The organism is Lactobacillus apis (assembly GCF_002837055.1).
Taxonomy (GTDB): Bacteria; Bacillota; Bacilli; order Lactobacillales; family Lactobacillaceae; genus Lactobacillus; species Lactobacillus apis.
Genome location: NZ_PDKP01000001.1, coordinates 403860 through 425699, shown reverse-complemented (window position 1 = coordinate 425699; position 21840 = coordinate 403860). Strand labels below are relative to the sequence as shown.

The 21840-nt window shown below is 36.6% G+C and carries 25 protein-coding genes and 1 riboswitch; of the genes, 3 read left to right on the top strand and 22 right to left on the bottom strand.

Annotated elements, in window-relative coordinates:
* Positions 1-41: 41 nt before the first annotated feature.
* Genes dprA through CRG87_RS02070 form a run of 5 tightly spaced genes read right to left on the bottom strand, consistent with a single transcriptional unit; the run spans position 42 to position 3655 of the window.
* Entirely contained in the window at positions 42-878 is an 837-nt protein-coding gene (gene dprA / locus CRG87_RS02090; RefSeq protein ID WP_074425379.1) for a DNA-processing protein DprA, read from the bottom strand.
* A 45-nt stretch (positions 879-923) separates the two neighbouring features.
* Complete coding sequence (locus CRG87_RS02085) at positions 924-1679, bottom strand: ribonuclease HII (RefSeq protein ID WP_074425380.1); 756 nt, start codon at positions 1677-1679, stop codon at positions 924-926.
* The gene (gene ylqF / locus CRG87_RS02080) at positions 1676-2515 is read right to left on the bottom strand and encodes a ribosome biogenesis GTPase YlqF (RefSeq protein WP_046306843.1); all 840 of its coding nucleotides are present in this window, start codon (positions 2513-2515) and stop codon (positions 1676-1678) included. Before ylqF ends, CRG87_RS02085 begins: the two co-directional genes overlap by 4 nt.
* A gap of 44 nt (positions 2516-2559) precedes the next feature.
* Complete coding sequence (locus tag CRG87_RS02075; protein WP_046306842.1) at positions 2560-2790, bottom strand: YozE family protein; 231 nt, start codon at positions 2788-2790, stop codon at positions 2560-2562.
* A 4-nt stretch (positions 2791-2794) separates the two neighbouring features.
* Positions 2795-3655, bottom strand: coding sequence for a DegV family protein (locus CRG87_RS02070; protein WP_074425382.1), 861 nt, complete (start codon positions 3653-3655; stop codon positions 2795-2797).
* Positions 3656-3777: 122 nt separating this feature from the next.
* Here CRG87_RS02070 and trhA point away from each other — a divergent pair, with 122 nt between their 5' ends.
* Positions 3778-4443, top strand: a complete 666-nt coding sequence (trhA, locus tag CRG87_RS02065) for a PAQR family membrane homeostasis protein TrhA (RefSeq protein WP_074425383.1) — start codon at positions 3778-3780, stop codon at positions 4441-4443.
* On the opposite strand, the gene CRG87_RS02060 is transcribed toward trhA, so the two are convergent.
* A complete protein-coding gene (locus CRG87_RS02060) occupies positions 4440-5642 on the bottom strand; it encodes a CCA tRNA nucleotidyltransferase (protein ID WP_074425384.1) in 1203 nt (400 codons plus the stop codon). The genes trhA and CRG87_RS02060 overlap by 4 nt on opposite strands.
* Positions 5643-5729: 87 nt before the next feature.
* Between CRG87_RS02060 and CRG87_RS02055 the strand changes: the two genes are divergently transcribed.
* Both CRG87_RS02055 and CRG87_RS02050 read left to right on the top strand, forming a co-directional pair.
* Positions 5730-6617: a YitT family protein gene (locus CRG87_RS02055; protein WP_074425386.1), complete on the top strand. Its 888-nt coding sequence runs from the start codon at positions 5730-5732 to the stop codon at positions 6615-6617.
* Between the two features lie 168 nt (positions 6618-6785).
* Positions 6786-7505: a TatD family hydrolase gene (locus tag CRG87_RS02050; protein ID WP_074425388.1), complete on the top strand. Its 720-nt coding sequence runs from the start codon at positions 6786-6788 to the stop codon at positions 7503-7505.
* Positions 7506-7547: 42 nt separating this feature from the next.
* On the opposite strand, the gene CRG87_RS02045 is transcribed toward CRG87_RS02050, so the two are convergent.
* The 16 genes from CRG87_RS02045 to pyk all read right to left on the bottom strand — a co-directional run bounded on the left by CRG87_RS02045 (position 7548) and on the right by pyk (position 21812).
* Positions 7548-8807, bottom strand: a complete 1260-nt coding sequence (locus CRG87_RS02045) for a tetratricopeptide repeat protein (RefSeq protein WP_074425389.1) — start codon at positions 8805-8807, stop codon at positions 7548-7550.
* Positions 8808-8922: 115 nt separating this feature from the next.
* Positions 8923-9198 carry an HU family DNA-binding protein gene (locus CRG87_RS02040; RefSeq protein ID WP_046306834.1) on the bottom strand — a complete coding sequence of 92 codons (276 nt, stop codon included), beginning with the start codon at positions 9196-9198 and terminating at the stop codon, positions 8923-8925.
* Between the two features lie 185 nt (positions 9199-9383).
* The gene (gene der, locus CRG87_RS02035) at positions 9384-10694 is read right to left on the bottom strand and encodes a ribosome biogenesis GTPase Der (RefSeq protein WP_074425390.1); all 1311 of its coding nucleotides are present in this window, start codon (positions 10692-10694) and stop codon (positions 9384-9386) included.
* Positions 10695-10755: 61 nt separating this feature from the next.
* Positions 10756-11964 carry a 30S ribosomal protein S1 gene (gene rpsA, locus CRG87_RS02030; RefSeq protein WP_046306830.1) on the bottom strand — a complete coding sequence of 403 codons (1209 nt, stop codon included), beginning with the start codon at positions 11962-11964 and terminating at the stop codon, positions 10756-10758.
* A gap of 72 nt (positions 11965-12036) precedes the next feature.
* Positions 12037-12711 (bottom strand): (d)CMP kinase, encoded by a 675-nt coding sequence (gene cmk / locus CRG87_RS02025; RefSeq protein WP_074425391.1) that lies wholly within the window; start codon positions 12709-12711, stop codon positions 12037-12039.
* A gap of 41 nt (positions 12712-12752) precedes the next feature.
* Positions 12753-13232, bottom strand: coding sequence for a LysM peptidoglycan-binding domain-containing protein (locus CRG87_RS02020; RefSeq protein ID WP_074425393.1), 480 nt, complete (start codon positions 13230-13232; stop codon positions 12753-12755).
* A 105-nt stretch (positions 13233-13337) separates the two neighbouring features.
* Complete coding sequence (locus CRG87_RS02015; protein ID WP_074425394.1) at positions 13338-13766, bottom strand: Rrf2 family transcriptional regulator; 429 nt, start codon at positions 13764-13766, stop codon at positions 13338-13340.
* Between the two features lie 11 nt (positions 13767-13777).
* The gene (locus tag CRG87_RS02010) at positions 13778-14629 is read right to left on the bottom strand and encodes an NAD(P)H-binding protein (RefSeq protein ID WP_074425396.1); all 852 of its coding nucleotides are present in this window, start codon (positions 14627-14629) and stop codon (positions 13778-13780) included.
* Positions 14630-14761: 132 nt separating this feature from the next.
* Entirely contained in the window at positions 14762-15436 is a 675-nt protein-coding gene (locus CRG87_RS02005; protein ID WP_371258103.1) for an ECF transporter S component, read from the bottom strand.
* Between the two features lie 103 nt (positions 15437-15539).
* Positions 15540-15654, bottom strand: a riboswitch (FMN riboswitch).
* A 26-nt stretch (positions 15655-15680) separates the two neighbouring features.
* Positions 15681-16400, bottom strand: coding sequence for a pseudouridine synthase (locus CRG87_RS02000; RefSeq protein WP_074425397.1), 720 nt, complete (start codon positions 16398-16400; stop codon positions 15681-15683).
* Positions 16400-17008: an SMC-Scp complex subunit ScpB gene (gene scpB / locus CRG87_RS01995; protein ID WP_074425399.1), complete on the bottom strand. Its 609-nt coding sequence runs from the start codon at positions 17006-17008 to the stop codon at positions 16400-16402. The genes CRG87_RS02000 and scpB overlap by 1 nt, the downstream gene beginning before the upstream one ends.
* Positions 16998-17735: a segregation and condensation protein A gene (locus tag CRG87_RS01990; RefSeq protein WP_074425401.1), complete on the bottom strand. Its 738-nt coding sequence runs from the start codon at positions 17733-17735 to the stop codon at positions 16998-17000. Before CRG87_RS01990 ends, scpB begins: the two co-directional genes overlap by 11 nt.
* A 3-nt stretch (positions 17736-17738) precedes the next feature.
* Positions 17739-18092 carry a reductase gene (locus tag CRG87_RS01985; RefSeq protein WP_074425402.1) on the bottom strand — a complete coding sequence of 118 codons (354 nt, stop codon included), beginning with the start codon at positions 18090-18092 and terminating at the stop codon, positions 17739-17741.
* An 8-nt stretch (positions 18093-18100) separates the two neighbouring features.
* Positions 18101-19000 carry a site-specific tyrosine recombinase XerD gene (gene xerD, locus CRG87_RS01980; protein ID WP_074425404.1) on the bottom strand — a complete coding sequence of 300 codons (900 nt, stop codon included), beginning with the start codon at positions 18998-19000 and terminating at the stop codon, positions 18101-18103.
* Entirely contained in the window at positions 18993-19880 is an 888-nt protein-coding gene (locus CRG87_RS01975) for a CvfB family protein (protein WP_074425406.1), read from the bottom strand. The genes xerD and CRG87_RS01975 overlap by 8 nt, the downstream gene beginning before the upstream one ends.
* A gap of 162 nt (positions 19881-20042) precedes the next feature.
* Positions 20043-21812, bottom strand: a complete 1770-nt coding sequence (pyk, locus tag CRG87_RS01970; RefSeq protein WP_074425407.1) for a pyruvate kinase — start codon at positions 21810-21812, stop codon at positions 20043-20045.
* Positions 21813-21840: the final 28 nt, after the last annotated feature.

Sequence of the window (21840 nt, the reverse complement as noted above, 5' to 3'; positions counted from 1 at the left end):
AGTCTGAGAATAGAATATTTGCCTACCAATTGTCAACTTATTCAAGCTAAAGAAGAAAAATCAGTTATTGGTGTTGCCCCTGCTTTAATTAACTTATTCGGACCAGTGGAAAGTTGGCTATTAATCGGACCGGGAACTGCATAAATATTACGATTCTCTTGAAGCGCAATATTGGCCGTTATTAACGAACCCGACTTTTCTTTAGCTTCGGTAACAATTACGCTGTTAGCAATTCCAGCCAAAATTCGATTTCTTTCTGGAAAGCGAAAGGGCCTTGGTGGTGTATCAGGCAAATATTCACTAAGAACTAAACCTTCATTAATAATCTGCCTTTGAATTTGACTATTGCGTTCTGGATAAAAGTGATTTAAACCATTTCCAATAACGGCAATGGTTTTTCCTCCATTATTCAATGTAGCGCTGTGTGCCATTACATCAACACCCATTGCCAATCCACTAGCAATAACAAAGTTGCTTTTAACTAATTGCGGCACTATTTTATTCAAAACCAATTGACTATAATCAGTTGCCTGACGCGAACCCACAATAGTGATGACATTTTCCTGCAACAATTTCAAATTACCTTGCGCAAACAAAATTAACGGCGGTCGATATATTTCCCGTAATTTTTGGGGATACACTTGATCAAAAAAACTAATTATCTGACACTGCTTTTTTATTCGCGTAATCTTTGCTTCAGCCTGTTGATCATAAAATGCTGTTAACGCTGACTTGATCAACTTACTTGGCAAATCCATTTGCTTAATTATTTCAGGATTAACTTCGCTAGTAGGCAATTGACTAGCAATTTGCAACATCTTAACATAACCGATTCCGTTTTGTAATTTTAAGCGCAAAAGAAAATTTGTTATCTTCATAAAAAGCCTCCTAATTAGAATTACGTAAAAAGGAGACAAAATTTCTTATTTATAAAAATCACTAACTGGTGCAAAAGTTTTTCGGTGAATTGGGGTCGGCCCATATTTTCTAATTGCAGCAATATGATCTTTAGTTCCATAGCCAACATTCAAATCAAAATGATACTCGGGATAAATTTCCGCATAATCTTCCATCAATTTATCTCTGAAAACTTTGGCTACAATTGACGCAGCAGCAATTGAATTTGACTTACTATCACCTTTGATTAATTCTATTTGTGGTAAATCAACTGGAACGTTCATTGCATCTACTAATAAGGCATCTGGACGAACATCAAGATCATTAACTGCTTGAGCCATGGCCAAACGGTCAGCTTCATAAATATTAACCTGATCAATTACTTCAGCGTCTTTAACACCAATTGCTACACTGACAGCTTCTTCCAAAATTTTAGGATAAAGTTCCAGTCTTTTTTGTGCACTTAACTTTTTGGAATCATTAACATCGATTAGGTCAAAATTCTCATCAATGATTACTGCTGCCGTAACAACTGGACCTGCTAAGGGGCCCCGTCCTACTTCATCGACACCAGCAACCATTTGATTCTTAGCCCAAAAAGTTTTTTCATATGTAAATCTCTTTTCAAAGGATTCCCTTTTTTGAGCCAGTTTTTCTTTACGACGTCGATAGCTGTCCAAGAGCTTTTTGACACCTGAACGTGAATCATTTTCAAGTTCGGCAAGTTCAGTTTCATTTAATCGGTCATTGGTCAATAGTTCTTTTATCTCATTAATTGTCATGGGCGGTCTAAAGTTATCCTTCCTACTTTACCTTTGCGCAAGCGCTGTAACAGATAAAGTGAAAAGCGGTCATAATCATCCCTCATCCCATATTGTTCCGTTAATGCAAGCAATAAATCAGTGTCATTAATTTTGCTAACTTCTTCTTTAGTCGAGCGAGCAAATTTAACGACATCGTTTAAGTAGTACTTACGCAATTTCGAAAGCAAGTATAGGGCAACATCATCAGCACTAAAAATACTATCTTTAATTGAACCAAGTGCTGCCAACTTATAGCCAACTTCCTGATCTTCAAATTTAGGCCAAAGAATACCCGGAGTATCCAAAATTTGAATGTTATACGGCGTTTTTAGCCAAGTTTGTCCCTTAGTAACTCCAGGCTTGTTACCAACGGCAGCAACATTACGTCCAACCAATCGATTAATAATAGTTGACTTACCGCAATTAGGAACACCAGCTAAGGCAATTCTAATTACTGGATTGGAAGCACCCTTTGATTCAAGTTTAGCTACCTTTGAACTTGCAGCTTTTTTAATCATTCGGATTAAGACCTGCATATTAGTGCTATGCAATGAATCAAGGGCCATAACAACTTTGCCCTTGCCACTGAGCTTTTTCTGCCACATCTTAGTCATCACAGGATCAGCTAAATCAGCTTTATTTAGGATAATTAAATGTGGTTTGTCACCCACTAGCTCACTAATCATTGGATTTCGGGATGATTCAGGGATGCGAGCATCCAAAACTTCAACTAAGACGTCGATTAACCCCATCTTATCTTCCAGTTGGTTACGCGCCTTGTTCATGTGACCAGGATACCATTGAATATTAGCCATTATTTCGCCTTCTTTTAACACTAAAAGGCCCAAAAGGGCCTTTGTTAATACATCATTTTATCTCGATACATTTGATAAGCTTGATCAAAAATACTCATGCTAGACAAATATCCTGCATTTAATTCAAGATAGTCAGACAATTTGTCGTAATCTTGTTCCTGTTTAGGAAAAGTTTGATCATTTTGAGCATTATTTGCGAATTGCGCAACTTCATCGTTTGAATCAGCGTCACGTAATGTCATTAAATATCGGTAAAAACTCTCTCGATAGGCCAATTATTTACTCCGTGTAATACAAAATTGCATATGCATCCATACCAGCATGTGTTGCAATAATTGGACTAGTCTCACGAACCAAGACATCAATTTTTGAATTAATATCTTTAATTTTTTGGGCAAAATCGAGCAATTTTTGCGGAACACCATCTAGTGAAACATAAGAAATTCCAACTTCTTTGATTTTTTCTTTATTTGCTTCAATATCATCAAGCACGCGTTGGTCAAAAGCCATCATGAATTTCTTACCACGACCTTTTTTGGCCACCTTCAATTCGCCGTTAGGCATTTGTAACTCAATTCTAATATTAAGCATATTAGCGATTTTACCTGAAATAGGACCCAAACGGCCACCCTTGATAACATTTTCCAAGTTGACAATCATCAGCCGTAAACGCTGAGTCTTCTTGATTTTTTCAAGATGATCAATTATTTCGGAAATTGATTTACCTTTTTCGGCATCACGAGCTGCTTCTAAAACTTGCAGACCTTCGGCCCGATCCGTCAGCTCTGAATCAACAATGTGAACTTGGTCAGATTTACCGGTAAGCTTCACTGCTTGACGAGCAGCATCAATTGTACCGCTTAGAACTTTCGCTAAGAAAATCCCAATAACTTCACTACCATCACTAGTTAAATCGTTAATTGTATCAACTAAGCGACCAATTGATGGTTGGCTTGTCTTAGGTAGTTCAGCTGACTCACTCATTTTTTTAACAAACTCTTGTCTGGAAATTTCAATACCATCAAGATAAGTATTTCCGCCAACTGTTACCGATAAGGGCACAACTGTAATATCATATTTTTCAATTTCTTCTGGTGTTAATTGTGCAGAAGAATCGGTCAAAATTTTTATTCTTGACAACTTACTCGACCTCAATTCTGAATTGCTTTACACATTCTATGATAGAATGTGAACTGAATCAATTATAAATTATTATATCAAAAAAACCAGTAAAAAAAAGAAAGCGGATAGATTGTTGCATTATGAAATTTAAAGAATTTTGGCAAGAACCGAAAAACAGAAGTAAGAATTATCAAATTTGGGATAATACACTAAGTGCAGTAACACATGGAATCGGTTTCTTCTTAGCTGTGATCGGTTTAATTCTATTAATCATTAAAGCTGTTTCTCTTCGCAGTCCACTCAGGCTAATTACATTCACTATCTATGGTGTCTGTTTGATTTTGCTATATCTTTTTTCAACTCTTTTTCATAGCTTGATTTTTACCAGAGCAAGAAATGTCTTTCAAATCTTCGATCATTCCTCTATTTACCTTTTAATTGCTGGATCTTATACTCCATTTTCGTTAGTAGCCATAGGCGGAAAATGGGGTTGGCTATTATTCACTTTAATCTGGCTAATTGCGATTTTTGGAATTGTTTATTACATCTTTAACCGTGGCAAGCACGTGATTTTAGATACAGTCCTCTATGTCGGAATGGGCTGGCTAGTCATTTTGGCAGGCAACTATTTGTATGCTAGTCTTAGTCCAACCGGTTTTTGGCTACTAGTCGGAGGCGGGGTAGCTTACACAGTAGGTGCAGTTTTATATACGATGAAAAATGTACCATTTATCCATGTTATTTGGCACCTATTTGTTATCTTAGGTTCTGCATTAATGTACTTTTCAGTTTTGTTTTACGTTTAGGCACTGAGTCCGTTTAAATAAACCGTAATTGCTTCTTCACTATTTTCAAGCTCACCTGTAATGACTTTTTGCTTAATTTCGGTTAAAAGTTCACCCAAGCCAGGTCCAGGATGAATTCCTGCATTAATCAAAAAGCGTCCATCAATTGCTAAATCAGCTGAAGACTTAATTGGTAAAGCAGTATAGCGGTCTACTAAAGCTTCTGAATTAACAGGCTGTCCAAGTATTTTAGCCACATCGATTGTGTTTAGCAAAACATCCTTACCCGCCTTAAATAACTCATAATCCGATGGACTATGTTCAGAAAGCAAGTCAAATAGTTCAACGATTCGTTCTACATTAGTTGTCATTGCATTTGAATTTTTCCAATCACGCATAAAACTGGTAATTTGCTCATTAGGCAATTTTAACAAAATGATAATAATTGCCCACAAGCTAGACTCCATGCTTGGACCAAATTTCAAACTAGGAAAAATACTTAATAGTTCTTTTTTACCTGCAAAATCAGGAACTCCTTCACTTAATTCTGTATCTAGGAAAACCTGAAATGCTTGACGTGAATTAGGACCGGTTCCCATTTTAATGAACTCATCGCGGATCCGTTCAACAGAGATTTTAGGCAAAAGATCATGTAAATTCTTAATTGCCTCTTTTGTCTCATCCTCAAGATCAAACTTTAGTTGGCTCATAAATCTAACTGCTCGCATCATTCGAAGCGCATCCTCGTGGAAACGTTCCATAGGATCACCCACAGCTTTAATCAGGTGATTATTCAAGTCCCCTAAGCCATTGAATAAATCAACAATTTCGCCTTCTGTATTCATTGCCAGCGCATTAATTGTAAAGTCACGTCGTTTAAGATCTTCTTTTAAGCTACGGACAAAAGTAACATGGTCAGGTCGTCTAAAATCTTGATAACCTGATTCAGTTCTAAACGTAGTAATTTCATAACTTTCCCCTTCAAAAAGTACTGTTACCGTACCGTGCTTGATACCGGTATCAATTGTTTTATGAAAAAGGGATTTTACTTCTTCAGGATATGCACTAGTGGCAATATCAATATCATGGATATGCCTTCCTAATAGCAAATCTCTGATTGAACCTCCAACAAAATATGCTTCATAACCAGCTTCTTCTAATCGCTTTAAGACAGGAATTGCTGATAAAAAAATTGGTGGTAATTCATTTATTTTTTTCATTAATAATCAACTCATTTGTTTCGTGTTTTTTAGATCAAAATATGTTACGTTTAAGGTGATGAAAATAAAAAGAAAGATGACAACTTTATGCATAAACTTACAAAAAGAAACATACTTGAATTATTCATGATAATGCTTGGTTGCGCCATATACGGCCTAAGCTTAGATATGATTTCTGCACCTAATCAACTAACCGATGGCGGTATTAGTGGAATCACCCTTTTGCTCAGACACTTCTGGGGCATTAACATGGGACTTTCTTCACTTCTATTAAACATCCCTCTTATAATTCTTGGTTACCGTTTTATGGGTAAACGACTTTTAGCCTACACAATTTGGGGAACACTTTGGCTCTCTTTTTTCTTGTGGTTCTGGCGCTTAGTTCCTATTATATATCAATTAAACTTGGAACACGACCTCTTCCTGTCCGCAATTTTGACCGGAACTCTTTCCGGAATAGGATTAGGTTTAGTTTTTCGCTATAATGGTACTTCAGGTGGTACTGATATTATTGCTAGAATTTGCCAGATAAAATATGGCCTATCTTCTGGGAAAGTTTTATTATTCTGCGATGCAATTATTTTGTTTGCTTCCCTTTCATACTTAGACTTAAAACATATTATGTATACGCTAGTTGCATCATTCATTCTGTCTCGCGTAATGGATACGGTACAACAAGGGGCATATTCTGCAAGGGGTCTACTCATCATTTCGGATAACTATGAAAAGATTGCTGAAATGATTGATTTAAAACTAGATCGCGGTTTTACTTATCTTGAAGCCCGCGGCGGTTACAAAAAGACAAAGCGTCCTGTAATCTACCTCGTAGTTTCACCGCGTGAAATTCCTGCAGTTAAGGAACTAATCGCAGCAGAAGACCCTAAAGCATTTGTGAGCGTAATTGAAGTGCACGAGGCCTTAGGTGAAGGATTTACGTATAAGCAAAAACGACAACATTTACTGATTCGTAAGTAACAAAACTAAAATTCAACATGTCAATAGGCCCCCTATTCTCGCTAATCTGCGAAAATCAGGGGTTTTATTTTGCGAATTTGTTCCTATTTAAAAATATTAGACAATAATTTAAAAGGCATTTACGATAGAATTAGTTGATAATTTTTATTGTAGAAGGAACAAAAGTAAATGTTAATTGACGCACACTGCCATCTAGCAAACAATCAAGAGCTCGCACCATTGCAAATTAAACAACAAATAAAAGCCATTATAAACTGTCAAACTCCAGAAGAATGGCAAATCAATTCTAAGTTAACCCTGCATAGACAGCCACTTAGTTTTGGTATTCACCCATGGGATGTTAACAAATTAAAGTTTGAGGAAATTGTTCCTTATTTAGAACAAGCCGACGCAGTTGGTGAAATTGGGCTTGATTCGGTTTGGACAAAAAATGATATAAAACTTCAAACAAAAACTTTTAGAAAACAACTTGCTTGGGCAGCTAAAAAGCAAAAACCGGTTATTCTTCACACCAAAGGCTGCGAAAAAGAAATTCTCGCAATAATTCGGCAATATCCCAATAATTACTTTGTGCATTGGTATGATTGCCTAAAATATCAAAAAGACTACATTGACCTTGGCTGCTATTTTAGCATTTGTCTTGATGTTTTAGACAATCCTGCAACTATTAAATTAGCCCAAAGCGTTCCATTAGATCATTTGTTAATCGAAACTGACGGTTTGAATTCAGTAGAATGGCTACTAAATAAACCGGTTAGCGTAACCGACTATCCTGGTATCTTGAAACAAACGCTCACTGCCTTAGCTGACTTGCGCCATATTAATTCAAATAGGCTAGCTACAATATTAGGAAAAAATTTAACACATTTTCTTAAACAAACCAAATAACCAAAAACTTCTTAACTGGATTTTCTCAGTTAAGAAGTTTTTTTAATTATCTAAAAAATCATTATTAAGTTCTTGCATTTCAGTATCTTCAGGTTCAAGTTTGAGATAGCGCGTAAGCAATTCCTTAACTACTTGTTGTGAATTTGCCTCAGTATTAAAGAAGCGAATCATTTGTTTCAAGAAATCTGCATTATTTTGAAATTCAGGATAGGCAAGCAGGAATTCACTTTTTGCTTGCTCATTTTGATCCAAAGCCTGATATGACAATGCTAAGTTCCAGTGTGCCTGCGGATTAAGATCATCTTCATCTACATCTTTAAACAGCTGCAAATTTTCTTCATACTTGCCTTCTTGCAAATAGACATTTGATAACTGTAATAGTAAATCAATATCTTCTGGCAGGAATTTTAACCCCTTTTGAAGCAAATTCTCAGCAGTGGCAAAATCATTGAGTCGTACAGCAGCACTAGCACCCTTATAATACAGCACTGGGTCGAGCTCATTATAAGCAATCCCAGCTTGTGCTGAACGTAAGGTTTGACCATCATCATTTTTATTTTCATACGCTGTGGCTAATAAACGATATGCATTAACATAATCAGGACTTTGGTCGATTACTTCATCAAGGTATTTAATCGCTTGATCATTTTTGCCAACAGCAAGCATAATTAGAGCAGCCTGATATTTACTGTCAATATCTAAGATATCGCTACCATGCTGATCGATTACTTCACTAGCTTCTTCATAGCGGCCCAATTTTGCAAGAGTCTGAAACAGGCGATCATTCAAGTTGATCTCACTAAAAGTGCTTTGCCGTTTCAACAAGTCACGATATAAATCAAGTGCTTGCTCATAGCGGCCACTTAGGTAGTCTAATTCAGCCAAACCAAATTTAACAACATCTTCATCAGGGGCAATTTTAGCTGCTTTTTCCAGCTTGCTATATGCCGTTTCGAGCAAACCATTGGTTTGATAGTAATCAGCCTGTACCAAAAGACTATCTAGATATGAAGGTGAATCCTCTGGGATATCGTAAAGTAAGGACAAGCCATCATCATCTTTACCATCATTTAATAAAATCTCTGCTAAATAAATTTTAAACAGATCTTCTTTAGGAAACCTGGCAATTAGACTTCGGTATATATCCTTAGCCAAGTCAGTAAAACCAAGTCCCATTAAATTCTCAGCTAGCGACGCCAAAACTTCTGGTTCATCCTCGTCTAAAGCTTTTTTCAGTAAAACCTTTTCTTGCGAAAAATCTTGCTTCTCTATTGAATCAAGAAGTTGTTCGGAATAGCTCATCATTATCACCTTTTTAATTATGGAAATAGTTATCATCTAATGTTCTTTAAAAGAATAACAATCAAAAAAGATGATAGCAAGTACGCCATCATCTTTTTTGATAGAACCATTAGTTTTATTTAACAGCGTCTTTAAGCGCTTTACCAGGTCTAAATGCAGGAACAACACTAGCTGGAATTTCAATTTCATCACCAGTTTGTGGGTTACGTCCCTTGCGAGCTGCACGTTGACGTACTTCAAAAGTACCAAAACCAATCAATTGTACCTTTTCACCTTTAGCAAGGTCTTCTTGAATTGAGTTAAAAATTGCATCAACAGCTGTTGCAGCATCTTTTTTGGTCAATTTAGTTTTTGAAGCGACTTCAGTAACTAATTCTGCTTTATTTGCCATTCGGAAATTCACCTCCCAAAATTGAATTTCATAATAGAAATTCATACTTATTTCTCAATAGAGAAACAAGGAATAATGATTCTTTCCTAATCATTCTTTCCTTGTTTCAAAATAGCACAAAACCTATAGTACAACAAGTGATTTAGGCAAAAAATGCCATTTTTCTTTATTTGGTAGATACAAAGTTATTTTCTTTTACGCCCGATAACTTTAATTGGTGTACCGGTAAAGTCAAAGTTATCTCGCAATTGATTAATCAAAAATCTTTCGTAAGAAAAATGCATTAATTCCGGCTCGTTTACGAAAACGACAAAAGTAGGTGGATTAACTGCTACTTGCGTCATGTAATATACTCTAAGTCGCTTTCCTTTAATCATTGGTGTTGGAACTAACTTACTTGCTTCAAGCAATAGATCATTTAGCACACTAGACCTAATTCTCTGAACTTGGTTTTCGTGTACACGTTTAACCATTTTGGGAATCTGGTCAAGATTTTGTCCTGTTTTAGCAGAAACAAAAATAATAGGTGCATAATCTAAGTACTGAAATTCTTCTCTTATTGTTTGTTCAAATTCCTTGCCACTATTACTATTCTTCTTTGGCAAATCCCATTTATTGACAACAATAATAATTCCACGCCCAGCATCATGTGCATATCCGGCCACATGCTTATCCTGTTCTCTGATACCAGTACTTGCATCTAAAACTAAACAAACTACGTTTGAATGTTCAATTGCACTCATTGCTCTCATTACAGAGTACTTTTCAGTTTTTTCGTATACTTTCCCACGGCGTCTGATTCCTGCAGTATCAACTATACGATACTTAGTTCCATCCTCACCTTCAAATGGTGTGTCAACTGCATCTCTAGTTGTTCCTTCCTCATTGTTCACGATTACTCGTTTTTCACCGAGTAACCGGTTGACAATTGATGATTTTCCAACATTAGGACGCCCAATAACACTGAAAGAAATCTGATCATTGTCATTATTGTCCAAGTCTTTTGGTAATTCACTGACGATTCGATCTAGCAAATCACCTATACCAGTACCATGAACACTTGAAATTGGAATTGGCTCGCCAAGACCTAAACTGTAGAAATCATAAATATCCATTCTTTGTTCAGGATTATCGGCCTTATTAACTGCCAAAATTACAGGTTTTTTAGTCTGGTAAAGCATTTGTGCGATACGTTCGTCCAAATTGGTTACTTGATTTGTTGCACTAGTCAAAGCAACAATGACATCTGCTTCGTCAATTGCTATTTCAGCCTGTGCCCTGATCTCATCCTCTATCCGGCCGTCTTCCCAAGTAATACCACCGGTATCGATCAAATCAAATTTGTGCCCTAGCCATTCAGCTTGTGCGTAGTTTCGGTCTCGGGTTACCCCTGGCTTGTCTTCGACGATTGCCAAACGCTCATTAATAATCCGGTTGAAAAGCGTTGATTTACCAACATTTGGTTGTCCAACAATAGCAACTACGGGTAAAACCATATTTCCAGCCTCCTAACAATAAAAGAGCCGACTTAACAAAGTCGGCTCTTTTAATTAAAAACTAACGACGATCTTTCAATTGGTCACCAATTATGTCACCTAATGCAAAACCGCTGTCATCATTGCTCATATACTTCTTGTTAACTGCGTTTTTGTTGTATGAACTGTGTGAATGTGATTCTTCGCTATTTTCAGAACCTTTAGAATCTGCAGCCTTCATTGAAAGAGAAATTCTACGTTCACTAGGGTCAATGTTTAAAACCTTAACCTTAACCTTTTGTCCAACTTCCAAAACATCACTTGGCTTATCTACATGCTTAAATGAAATTTCAGAAACATGTACTAAGCCTTGAATGCCGTCAGCAACTTCAACAAAAGCACCGAAGTTAGTTAAAGACTTAACTTCGCCTTCAAAGATATCGCCTTCGTTTAATTCAGCAGTAGCTTGCTCAAATGGGGAAGGCTCAGTTTGTTTAATTGAAAGGGAGATACGATGTCTGTCATCGTCTATACCGATTACTTTAACTTTAACATCTTGACCAACCTTCAAAGCATCACTAGGTTTGTCCACGTGCTTGTATGAAATTTCAGATATGTGAACTAAACCGTCCACACCACCAACATCAACAAAGGCACCAAAATTAGTTAAACGAGATACTTTACCTTCAACTACATCACCAACAACTAGTTGTGATGCAACTTTATCAAAGGCTTCTTCACGTTCTTCTTCGATTAAGTCTTTGTGAGAAAGAATCAGACGGTTCTTACTTGGGTCAATTTCTGTAATCTTAAGCTTCATTGTTTTACCAATGTAAGGTTTAAGATCAGAAACATAACGGTTAGAAATAAGTGAAGCTGGTAAGAAACCTCTAGTACCAACATCAACTAATAAACCACCACGTACTGATGAAGTAACAGTACCCTCGATTGTTTTACCTTCTTCGAAGTCTTTTTGTAATTCGTCATAAGCTTCTCTTTCCTTAAGACGAGTTACTGAGAAGAAGAACTCACCGTTCTCCTTGTCACCACCAGCTTTTCTCAAAACTAAAGCTTTGAATTTATCGCCTGGTTTAACTGCTTCGCGTAAGTCTAAGTTGCGATCTGAAGTGAATTCACGACGAGGAACAACACCTTCGACACCAGCATTTTCTACACCAACATCGATTTGACCATCTTCAACGTCTAAAACTTCAACGTCTACAATATCGCCAACCTCAACTCCTTGCATTTGCTTTAATGCATCTAAAAATTGATTACTGTTTTCTGACATTATTTACCTCCCAATATCATAATCTAATTCTAAATGAAAGTAAGATATTTTTCTACTCTTTTAGCCCGTTTTTTAAATATTTTTTTGAGATTTTTTGATTCGCGCCAAAATTGCTTCAACTACTTGGTCAATATTCATCTCAGTTGTGTCAATTTCAACAGCATCAGCTGCCTTTTTTAAAGGAGAAATTTGACGATGAGAATCTTTATAGTCTCTTTCCTGAATACTCTGCTCTATCTCCTGTAAGGTTTGGTCACTTTTAATTCCTTGTTGCTTCAAGTCAAGCATTCTTCTTTGAGCTCGAGAATGAGCTGTTGCAACCAAAAATATTTTTACTTCTGCATTTGGTAGAACTGTAGTTCCAATGTCTCTTCCGTCCATTACCACATTCATTTTGCCTGCCATTTTTCTTTGAAGGCTGACCATTTTCTCTCTAATTTTTGGAAGAGCTGAAACTTGAGAAACATTGGCTGAAATTTCAGGTAAGCGGACATCACGAGTGATGTCCTCGTCTCCAGCGTATACTTTTTGCTTACCGTCAACCGCTTTAAGTTGGATTTCATTGCGGTCGATTACAGCTAAGATACCTTGCTCATCACCATAATCTAGGTTATTTTCTTTTGCGATAACCGTACAAGCACGATACATTGCTCCTGTATCAATATATGTAAAATTCAATTTTTGCGCAATAATCTTTGCTACTGTACTTTTCCCAGCTGAAGCTGGTCCATCAATTGCTACTTGCATGCCAATAAAAAAGGGACTGTATGTCCCAACCTTTCTACAATTTATTTTAATTTAAGAACTTGTCCAGCATTAACTTGACCGGTTGAATCAAGTTGATTAATCTGAATCAACTCATCAACTGTTAAATGGAATTTATCCGCTATACTGGTCAGAGAATCCCCTGTTTGTACAGTATACTCTGTTGGCTGTGAAATTTTCTTCTTAGTTTTAATCTCACCTTGGGAGTTAACCTGCGGCTTTTTCCTAGTCTGTTTCTGGACAGTAGATTTAGTTTTTTTCTTGCGCATCTTTTTAAGCTTAGAATGCACCTTTTTCTTAGTTGACTTTTGCAATTCAACAACCCGTTCATTCGTCTTTTCAGCCGAAGACAAGTGATGAACTATTGGAACAAGTGCTACTAAGATAACAACCAAAAAAATAACTGTCACTTGCCATGCTCGAGAGCCAGTTTTATTTATTATCGCTCTTTTGCTGCTAGGACGTTCATAGTGTTTATATGGTCCTTCATGGTTTTGCTGCATTTAAAAAACTCCTTCAACCTAGCTGGCTTAATTTTAGCATATTTACTAATTAAAATGGACAAAAAATAATCTAGAAAAATTCCTTTTTCTAGATTATTTGTCAATTTACTTATCTTTATTTTTTTGCAAAATTTGATTTACAACTTCTTGTAGAGAAATCTCTTTCATTTTTTGTTGTGCACTTTGTTCAATTTGAGAATAGACTTCCCCTAATACTTCCTGAATATTGCCACCAACAATACATTTGGGATTAGTCTCAGGATCAACATGCAAAAAATGATGATTGATATTAATTGCTTGGTAAATATCAAAAATACTAATTTCTGCGGGATTTCTGGTTAGGGTTGGTTTAGCTAAGCCTTGACGCCCAGTAATGATGTTGGACTTTTTCAAATCACTCATCAAACTTCTAATTACACTCGGATTTGCTTCAATACTGGCAGCGATTGCTTTGCTAGATTGGTCACAGTCCGAACATATTACTAGATAAGCTAGCAAATGAATCGCGTCACTTAATTTATATGAGTATTTGATTTGTCCTCACCTTACTTCGAAAGTATCTCTTTGATACCATCACTTAGAGTAGTCAATTCTCTTCCAAGTACGTTTTGCAGATCACTGCTGTTTTCATTTAACGAACCATTGTCAATTGGATCCTGGAAGGAAGCATATAATGCAGCTGTTTGATTGTCTAAGCCCTGATTTTCTAAATCAAGAGTATACTCCTCTTTAGAAACCTGTGCAACATCACATGGCTGAACAAGTGCCTTATTCAAAGCTTCTCCTAGCACTTCATATGTAACTGCTTTGCCTGAAAATTCATAAATTGCTTGTGGCTTTTCAGAAGTAAGAACTTTTGCTGCAGCTTCCGCATATTCACGCTCAAGCGCCCAACCTGCTTTATTACCTGCCCAGTAAATAGCCTTTTGGCGCGACTTTCCACTTTCAAAAAAGCCAGCCTCATTTTCTAAATACCAATTGTTTCGTAAAAATGAATGTGGGATGTCTGCTTCTTCAATTAGGTTTTCTGTCAGATTATGGTCAGCTGCCAATGCAGTTTTTGAAGATTGCGCATTAGCAAAACTAGTATAAGCCACAAAGCTCACATGATTTTTTTGAAGTGCAGAAACAACATTCTGATGTTGAAAACTACGCTCTACCGAACCACCAGGCTGTGATGAAATAAAGAGTACGCGATCAATTCCTTTAAGTGCGTCAGTCATTTCTTCTACACTATCATAATTGCCTTTTCTAATTTCAAAATCTGGGAAAAGTTGTTGAGCTTTTTGCTTATTTCTAGCGATAACAATAATATCTTTTTGATCAACTAACTTTGATAAATAATTGACTGCTAACAAACCAAAGTTGCCTGTAGCAGCAGTAACAGCATATTTCATTAATAAACGCCTTTCTTTCATGTTGGTTTATAATTAACAAGTTATATTATACTAGATGTTGAAATAAAAACAACATGTTTAAGTAAAATAAAAGCGCTAGGAAAATCCTAACGCTTCGTATACTTATTTATTTTACTTGAAATATTTACGCACGAATGGTTTTAAGCTTCTTAGAACAGTTTCAAATAGTAAAAATACAACTACACCATTAATTGCGCCCTTTAATAAATTAAATGGCACAATGATTCCGAAAATGTAGGCACTCATTGATGGAATATGAAGTAATTGCCCTAAATAAACCTTTTCTGTGAAGTTAAGTAAACCAGAATAACCGTGAATAGCAGGTAGATTTGGTACTGTTGATACAGCATAAATTGGTGTTAGAACAAGTGCATTCAATGTTGCCAAAACAATTGTCATTGCGACAATCCCAATTAATATTCCCAAAAGTGGCTTCAGGTGTCTTTTTGTTGCGTTTTTTTCGTCAACAGAAAGATCTTTGGTAACAAAGTAAAACGGTAATGCAAATGACATGGATGCAAGTAAAGCTGCTAATTGACCAATAATACTTGGCAACGCAAAACCATTATATATCAAATTAATTAGCATTCTGATAAAAGCGATAAACAAGCCAGGCAAAGGTCCAAATAGAAATGTTCCAATCGTCACGATAACATCCGAAAAATCAAACTTCAAAAAGCTGGCAACAGGCAATGGAAAAGCAATTTCCATTAAAATGAATGCAATTGTACCGATTAGAGCGTATGCAATAATATTGGCTAAATTACTAGTATTTTTCCTTTTCAATATGTTTTCCTCCAAAAAACAACAGGTCTGTTGCTCCCAGCAACAGACCCGCTTAAATGGAATGAACCCATATCTCATATACATCATTCACAGCTTAAGTTTAGTCTGTCTTCTTTCATCTAGACTTTAACTATCGGTATCATAACTGATTCCACCACTTGCGTGGGTCGTGGACTCTCACCACCGGTCGGGATTTTCACCCTGCCATGAAGACAACAAACTTATATTTAATTACAAACATATACTAGTCCACATGCTTTAGCCTGTCAACTTCAGCATGAGATAATTCACGATACTTCCCTGAAACAAGAGATTCTAAAGTTAAAAATGAATAGCGTTCACGTGACAGTTTAATAACCTGATGCCCAACTGCTTTAAACATTCGTTTAACTTGATGGTAATGTCCTTCGTGGATAGTAAGCTGCACAATTTGGAATTTTTTCTTTTTATCAGTGCGAACAACTTTAACCTTGGCACGTGAGCTTTTACGATGATCGATTTCTACACCAGAGGATAATTTTTTAATTTCTTCCGGTGTTAATTGACCTTCAATTTTAGCCACATAAACTTTGGCTACCTTGTTACGTGGATGCATCATCAAGTTAGCTAATTCACCATCGTTTGTCATTAATAACAAGCCTGAGGTATCATAGTCCAAACGACCAATTGGATATAACCGATAAGGTACATCTTTAAAGAAGTCAACCACAGTCTTACGCCCCTTATCATCCTTAACGGTTGAAACAACGCCTCGCGGTTTGTAGAAAAGATATGTGTGCAGACTCTCACGCTCAATTGGCTCACCATCGACGGTAATATTACTGAAAGTATCAACTTTTGTGCCAAGCTTAGTAACGACATTACCATCAACCGTTACCCTACCTTCTTGAATTATTTTTTCAGCGCCGCGACGTGAAGCAATGCCTGCTTCCGCAATAACTTTTTGTAATCGTTGTAAGACCATTATTTTTCTCCCTTTTGTGCCTTGGCAATATTTTCATCAGCTTTTCCTCTTGCAGAGAATAAATCAATTTCTCCCTCAGAGTTAATGCTCTCATCTTCAAAATCTTCTATTAAAGGTAAATCAGCCAAACTTTGATAGCCAAAATATTGTAAAAAGTATGTTGTAGTTACATATAAATTTGGATGTCCCGGAACATCTTTTTTCCCCTCGGTTTTAATCAAACCGCGCCAAACCAAGGTTTGCAAAGCACCTGAGGAATTAACTCCCCTAATTTCATCTATTTCAACTCTAGTAATTGGCTGTTTATAAGCAACTATCGACAGAATTTCAAGTGCCGATTGACTGAGTGTTTTTGTAACATCTTTTTGGAAAAAGTTCGAGACTAACTCACTTACTTCAGGCCTTGTAGTTAATTTATAGCTGTGATTTATATACAATACCTGGAGGCCAGAATCAGGATTTTTACTTAGTTTGTCAGCTAACTGCTTGGCTAGTTCTCGCAATGCAGCATGCTCCACTTGCATCAGATCACACAAGTTACTGGTTGGTATGCCGCTATCCCCTGCCACATATAGTAGAGCCTCTAATTGAGCTATTTTACTTATCATTTTGGTCTATTCTTTCTAGTTCTAAGTCACCGAAGGTATGTGCCTGCTGCACTCTGATTTCCTGCTTTTTACAAAGCTCAAGTAATGCTAAGAACAAGCCGATTACATCAGATAAATTCTTCATTTTATCCGTACAAGAAAAAAAGCTGATTTTTCGTTGTGTAGCCAATTTTTGGTGTAAGTAATCAATCATTTCGGTAATTGGCGTTTCCTTCACGTCAACCGAGACAGCGTCAGGCTGTCTAATTTTTAACCGCTGCAGAACTACAATAAATGTATTTGCCAATTCTGAGGAGGTAATTTGTCCTAATGGTAGCGGCTGAACTTTTTTAGTTTGCGGAACACTTTCTTCTTTAGCAGCAGTAATCGGAACCTCCTCATTTCGTTCTTTAAAATAAGCAGAAATCTTTTTAAAAACTGAGTACTGCACTAATTGTTGAACAAGTTCATCCCTTGGGTCTTCTTCAGGCCCCTCATCTTCCGTAAAATCGTTTTTGGGTAATAAAGACTGTGACTTAATTCGTAACAACATTGAGGACATCACAAAATACTCACCAGCAATTTTTAAATTTAATCTTTGCATTTCATGCAAATAGGATAAATATTGACTGGTGATTTGTGCAATCGGAATATCATAAATATCAATTTTTTGCGATTTGATTAAATGAAGGAGCAAATCTAATGGTCCCTCAAAGTTTGGTAATTCTAAAGTTAAATTACTGTTCATCTTTTAATTATCTTTAGTTAAATATTTTACTAAATAAATGTATTCTGGTACGGCGGTAATCTTTTTGGTCGGATTACTGCTTGCCAATTCTTGCATTATTTTACTCTCTGTTTTGGCTTGACGATAATCTGGCGCCAGTGAGAGATAACGTACAACAATAAACTCATTATCCCATTGAGTTCCCATTACACCAACAAAGTTAGGATCATCATCCCGATACAAAAACAGCCGAAATTCTTCACTATTTTTATTGAGTTCAATTTCGTCTCTTAAATTATCCAAATTTTTAAAATCTGGCAAGTAGGACAATAAGCCCATTGCCACTTTTTCTTTATCTTTTTTGCATTGAATCAGCATTCAATCACCTAGGTCCGTGGATGTGTTTTAGCATACACTTGCAAAATATGCTGCTGCGATAAATTAGTATAAATCTGCGTCGTACTGATATCTGAGTGCCCCAATATTTCTTGCACCACTCTTAAATCAGCACCATTTTCAAGCAAGTGAGTTGCAAAAGTGTGGCGCAATGTATGTGGAGTGACATTTTTTTTGATTCCAGCCATTTGACAATAGCGCTTAATAATTTGCCAAACAGCCTGTCTAGTCAATGTACCACCACGATTATTCAAGAAAATGGTGTCAGTGTACTTGCCAGATTTTAAAAGAAGCGGATCTCTTACTTTCTCCTGATAACTCTTAATCCAAGAAATTGCCACATCACTAATTGGTATCAGACGTTCCTTTGATCCTTTTCCCAATACTTTCAGCAGCTTTAGTTCTTCGTGCAGGTCACTAAATTTCAAATTAATTAGTTCACTCACCCTAATTCCTGTTGCATATAAAGTTTCTAACAGGGCTCGATCTCGTATGCCCAATTTTTTAGTTACATCGGGTTGATCAAGCAACTTTGTTACCTCATCAACACTTAATGCTACAGGTAAACGGTGTTCTTTTTTGGGTGAATCAATTTCAAGCATGGGATTTATTTTTTGAATGTTTTGCCTAACCAGCCATTGATAAAATTTTCTTAGACTTGAAATCATCCTACTAATCGAACTTGTTGCTTTATTTAAATCACGCTGTTCGGCTAAAAAAGCATCTATATCCACCGCTTTTGTTGGCCAAGAATCGAGTCCTTCTTTTTTCAAAAAGGCCAAGAAATCCATTAGATCTTGTCGATAAGCAAAAATTGTATTATCACTTAATCCACGCTCAATTTGACTATAGCGCAGATAATCTTCAACATCTTCTTGCAGCTTATTCATTTTCTTCGGCTTCAGGATCATTAATTAAAGTAATTGATCCTGCTTCCTTATCTTCTGAAATGTATCTGTTTTTAAGTAAATGGCCCAAAGCACGTTTAAAAGCTGACTTAGAAATGCCAAAGTAGTTTTTAATTTCCTGAGCATCTGACTTGTCATAAAAAGGCAAGGTCTTATCTCTTTTACGACGTAAGCTCATCAGAATCATTTGAGCGTCATCATCAATTTCTTCAAATGCGCGCGGCAAACTACTTAAGTTTAAGCGTCCATATTGACTAATGCCCACTACACGACCTTTAAATTGTTCACCAACACGTAATGGCTGTGCCATTTGTGAAGCATGAACGAAAGCCAAATAATAGTCACTAGTAATGACAAAAGCACCTACATCGCGACTAGAATACACTGTTCCAAAGACATCTTTATTTTTCATATCAGTTGGAAAGTGAGCTGAAAGTTGTTCAAAAATATCTTCATCTGCCAGCTTGGCCCAGATACGGTCTTTATCATCAGTTTCAAGATGAACTAAAAGCTGATCATCTTTTCTTGGCCACACATCTTTGTTAAAAGGTAAATCATCGACTGATAAAACAACATCTTTATCAGGCAACCCAATATCAACAAAGACCCCTAAGTCAAACCTTACGTCTGTCACTTTACTCCAGCCATACTGATCCGCTTGAGCAAAAGGTAAAAACTGGGTCATTTGGCGATTATGCTGCTTATCGTCATACAGAAAGCCTTTTACTTCATCACCAAGCTTAGGTGGTTCTTCTTGGGTTATTTCTTTACGTTTCAGCTCATAAGTAACACCCTCAATTTGAACGTAATAGGCATCATCATTTTGATCGATGACCTTTCCTTTTGCAATTGTGCCAAGCATAAAATTCTCCCTTTAATTTTACATATTCTATTCACTAAGTATAACATTTTACCACGTAATATTTTTCTTAAGAAGCAATTTAATTTATTTACAAGGTGATAAGAAAAAAGCAAAACAAAAAAGCCAGCTAACTAAGCTGACTTTTTCGTTTAAAGTTATCAATTAAAGGTTTGAAACTTCACCTTGGTAAATTGCACCACGACGAGCATCAACAGTAACAGTAGTACCACCAGCAATCTTTTCAGTTGCATCAGTTACACCTACAACTACTGGAATACCAAGTGATAAACCAACAACTGCAGCATGTGAAGTTAAGCCTGAAGCTTCAACAACTAAACCTGAAGCCTTCTTGATAGCAGGCATGTAATCAGGATCAGTGTTCTTAGCAACAAGGATGTCACCTTCATTAGTCTTGCTAATTGCTTCTTCAGCACTGTTTACAACAACTGTTTTACCAACAACTGAACCGTTACCAACGCCTAAACCTTGAGCTAATTTGCTACCAATGATTTGAAGCTTCATTAAGTTAGTTGTACCTGAATCACCAACTGGAACACCAGCTACGATGATTACTAAGTCGCCATCCTTAACGTAACCTTGTTCTTTAGCAACTTTAGCAGCTACATCAAACATGTCGTCAGTTGAAGCAGGTTTTTCAGTAAGTAATGGTTGAACACCCCAGCAAATGCCAAGTGAGTGTTGAATCTTTTCGTCAAAAGTCAAAGCTAAGATGTTAGCATTTGGACGGTATTTAGAAATCATTCTTGCAGTGTAACCAGAGTTGGTTGCAGTAATGATAGTCTTAACACCTAATTCTTGAGCAGTACGGACAACTGATTCACCAATAGCTTCAGTAACGTTTGAACCCTTGTATTCTTCAAATCTTTGAAGAGCTAAAGTGTTACGCTTAAGAAGTTCTTGTTCAGTTCTTTCGTCAATTTCAGCCATTGCTGAAACAGCTTTAACTGGGTAAAGACCATTTGCTGATTCACCTGAAAGCATAGTTGCGTCAGTACCGTCAAGTACTGCATTAGCTACGTCAGAAACTTCAGCACGGGTTGGACGAGGATTTTCTTGCATTGAGTCAAGCATTTGGGTTGCAGTGATAACTGGCTTCCCAAGTGCATTAGCTCTCTTGATTAAGTCCTTTTGAACAAATGGTACATCGATAAATGGAATTTCAACACCCATGTCACCACGAGCAACCATCAAACCATCTGAAACTTGTAAAATTTCGTCTGCGTTATCGATACCTTCTTGTGATTCAATCTTAGGATAGATCTTAACGTAATCACAACCAGCATCTTCACAAAGCTTACGAATATCAAGAATATCTTGAGCTTTACGTGCAAATGAGGCAAAGATAAAGTTAATACCGTGCTCTAAACCAAACTTGATGTCATCAGCGTCTTTATCAGTAATTCCTGGGAGGCGGATTTCCACACCAGGTGCGTTAACACCCTTCTTAGAACCAATGACTCCAGTATTTTGAGCTTCACAAACTAATTCTTTCTTAGCGTCGTCTTTTTCTTTAATTAATAAATCAACTAAACCATCATCAATTAAAACGTGACCACCAACGTGAGTATCACCATATAGACCTTCATAAGTAACATGAATCATGTCCTTATTACCAGGTTTTGAAGCATCCATTGAAACGCGGATTTCGTCACCGGTATTAATAGTGAACTTGCCACCTTCTTGATCAGTGGTTCTAATTTCAGCACCTTTAGTATCCAAAGCAATACCAAGAAGTATTCCAGTTTCTTTTTCAACTTGGCGAACCATCTTCATACGAGATAAATGCTCAGCATGATCACCGTGTGAAAAGTTGAAACGAAATACGTTTACGCCTGACTTAGCCAAAGCTGTAATAGTTTCAATATCGTTTGAAGCTGGCCCTAAAGTACTAACAATTTTAGTTTTCTTCATTATGTAAAATTCTCCCCAAAATCGACTA

Excerpts from the sequence above, each read along its gene's own strand:
- dprA (WP_074425379.1), bottom strand. The coding sequence starts at position 878 with ATGAAGATAACAAATTTTCTTTTGCGCTTAAAATTACAAAACGGAATC.
- CRG87_RS02085 (WP_074425380.1), bottom strand. The coding sequence starts at position 1,679 with ATGACAATTAATGAGATAAAAGAACTATTGACCAATGACCGATTAAAT.
- ylqF (WP_046306843.1), bottom strand. The coding sequence starts at position 2,515 with ATGGCTAATATTCAATGGTATCCTGGTCACATGAACAAGGCGCGTAAC.
- trhA (WP_074425383.1), top strand. The coding sequence starts at position 3,778 with ATGAAATTTAAAGAATTTTGGCAAGAACCGAAAAACAGAAGTAAGAAT.
- CRG87_RS02060 (WP_074425384.1), bottom strand. The coding sequence starts at position 5,642 with ATGAAAAAAATAAATGAATTACCACCAATTTTTTTATCAGCAATTCCT.
- CRG87_RS02055 (WP_074425386.1), top strand. The coding sequence starts at position 5,730 with ATGCATAAACTTACAAAAAGAAACATACTTGAATTATTCATGATAATG.
- CRG87_RS02050 (WP_074425388.1), top strand. The coding sequence starts at position 6,786 with ATGTTAATTGACGCACACTGCCATCTAGCAAACAATCAAGAGCTCGCA.
- CRG87_RS02045 (WP_074425389.1), bottom strand. The coding sequence starts at position 8,807 with ATGAGCTATTCCGAACAACTTCTTGATTCAATAGAGAAGCAAGATTTT.
- CRG87_RS02040 (WP_046306834.1), bottom strand. The coding sequence starts at position 9,198 with ATGGCAAATAAAGCAGAATTAGTTACTGAAGTCGCTTCAAAAACTAAA.
- der (WP_074425390.1), bottom strand. The coding sequence starts at position 10,694 with ATGGTTTTACCCGTAGTTGCTATTGTTGGACAACCAAATGTTGGTAAA.
- rpsA (WP_046306830.1), bottom strand. The coding sequence starts at position 11,964 with ATGTCAGAAAACAGTAATCAATTTTTAGATGCATTAAAGCAAATGCAA.
- cmk (WP_074425391.1), bottom strand. The coding sequence starts at position 12,711 with ATGCAAGTAGCAATTGATGGACCAGCTTCAGCTGGGAAAAGTACAGTA.
- CRG87_RS02020 (WP_074425393.1), bottom strand. The coding sequence starts at position 13,232 with ATGCAGCAAAACCATGAAGGACCATATAAACACTATGAACGTCCTAGC.
- CRG87_RS02010 (WP_074425396.1), bottom strand. The coding sequence starts at position 14,629 with ATGAAATATGCTGTTACTGCTGCTACAGGCAACTTTGGTTTGTTAGCA.
- CRG87_RS02000 (WP_074425397.1), bottom strand. The coding sequence starts at position 16,400 with ATGGTCTTACAACGATTACAAAAAGTTATTGCGGAAGCAGGCATTGCT.
- scpB (WP_074425399.1), bottom strand. The coding sequence starts at position 17,008 with ATGATAAGTAAAATAGCTCAATTAGAGGCTCTACTATATGTGGCAGGG.
- CRG87_RS01990 (WP_074425401.1), bottom strand. The coding sequence starts at position 17,735 with ATGAACAGTAATTTAACTTTAGAATTACCAAACTTTGAGGGACCATTA.
- CRG87_RS01985 (WP_074425402.1), bottom strand. The coding sequence starts at position 18,092 with ATGCTGATTCAATGCAAAAAAGATAAAGAAAAAGTGGCAATGGGCTTA.
- xerD (WP_074425404.1), bottom strand. The coding sequence starts at position 19,000 with ATGAATAAGCTGCAAGAAGATGTTGAAGATTATCTGCGCTATAGTCAA.
- CRG87_RS01975 (WP_074425406.1), bottom strand. The coding sequence starts at position 19,880 with ATGCTTGGCACAATTGCAAAAGGAAAGGTCATCGATCAAAATGATGAT.
- pyk (WP_074425407.1), bottom strand. The coding sequence starts at position 21,812 with ATGAAGAAAACTAAAATTGTTAGTACTTTAGGGCCAGCTTCAAACGAT.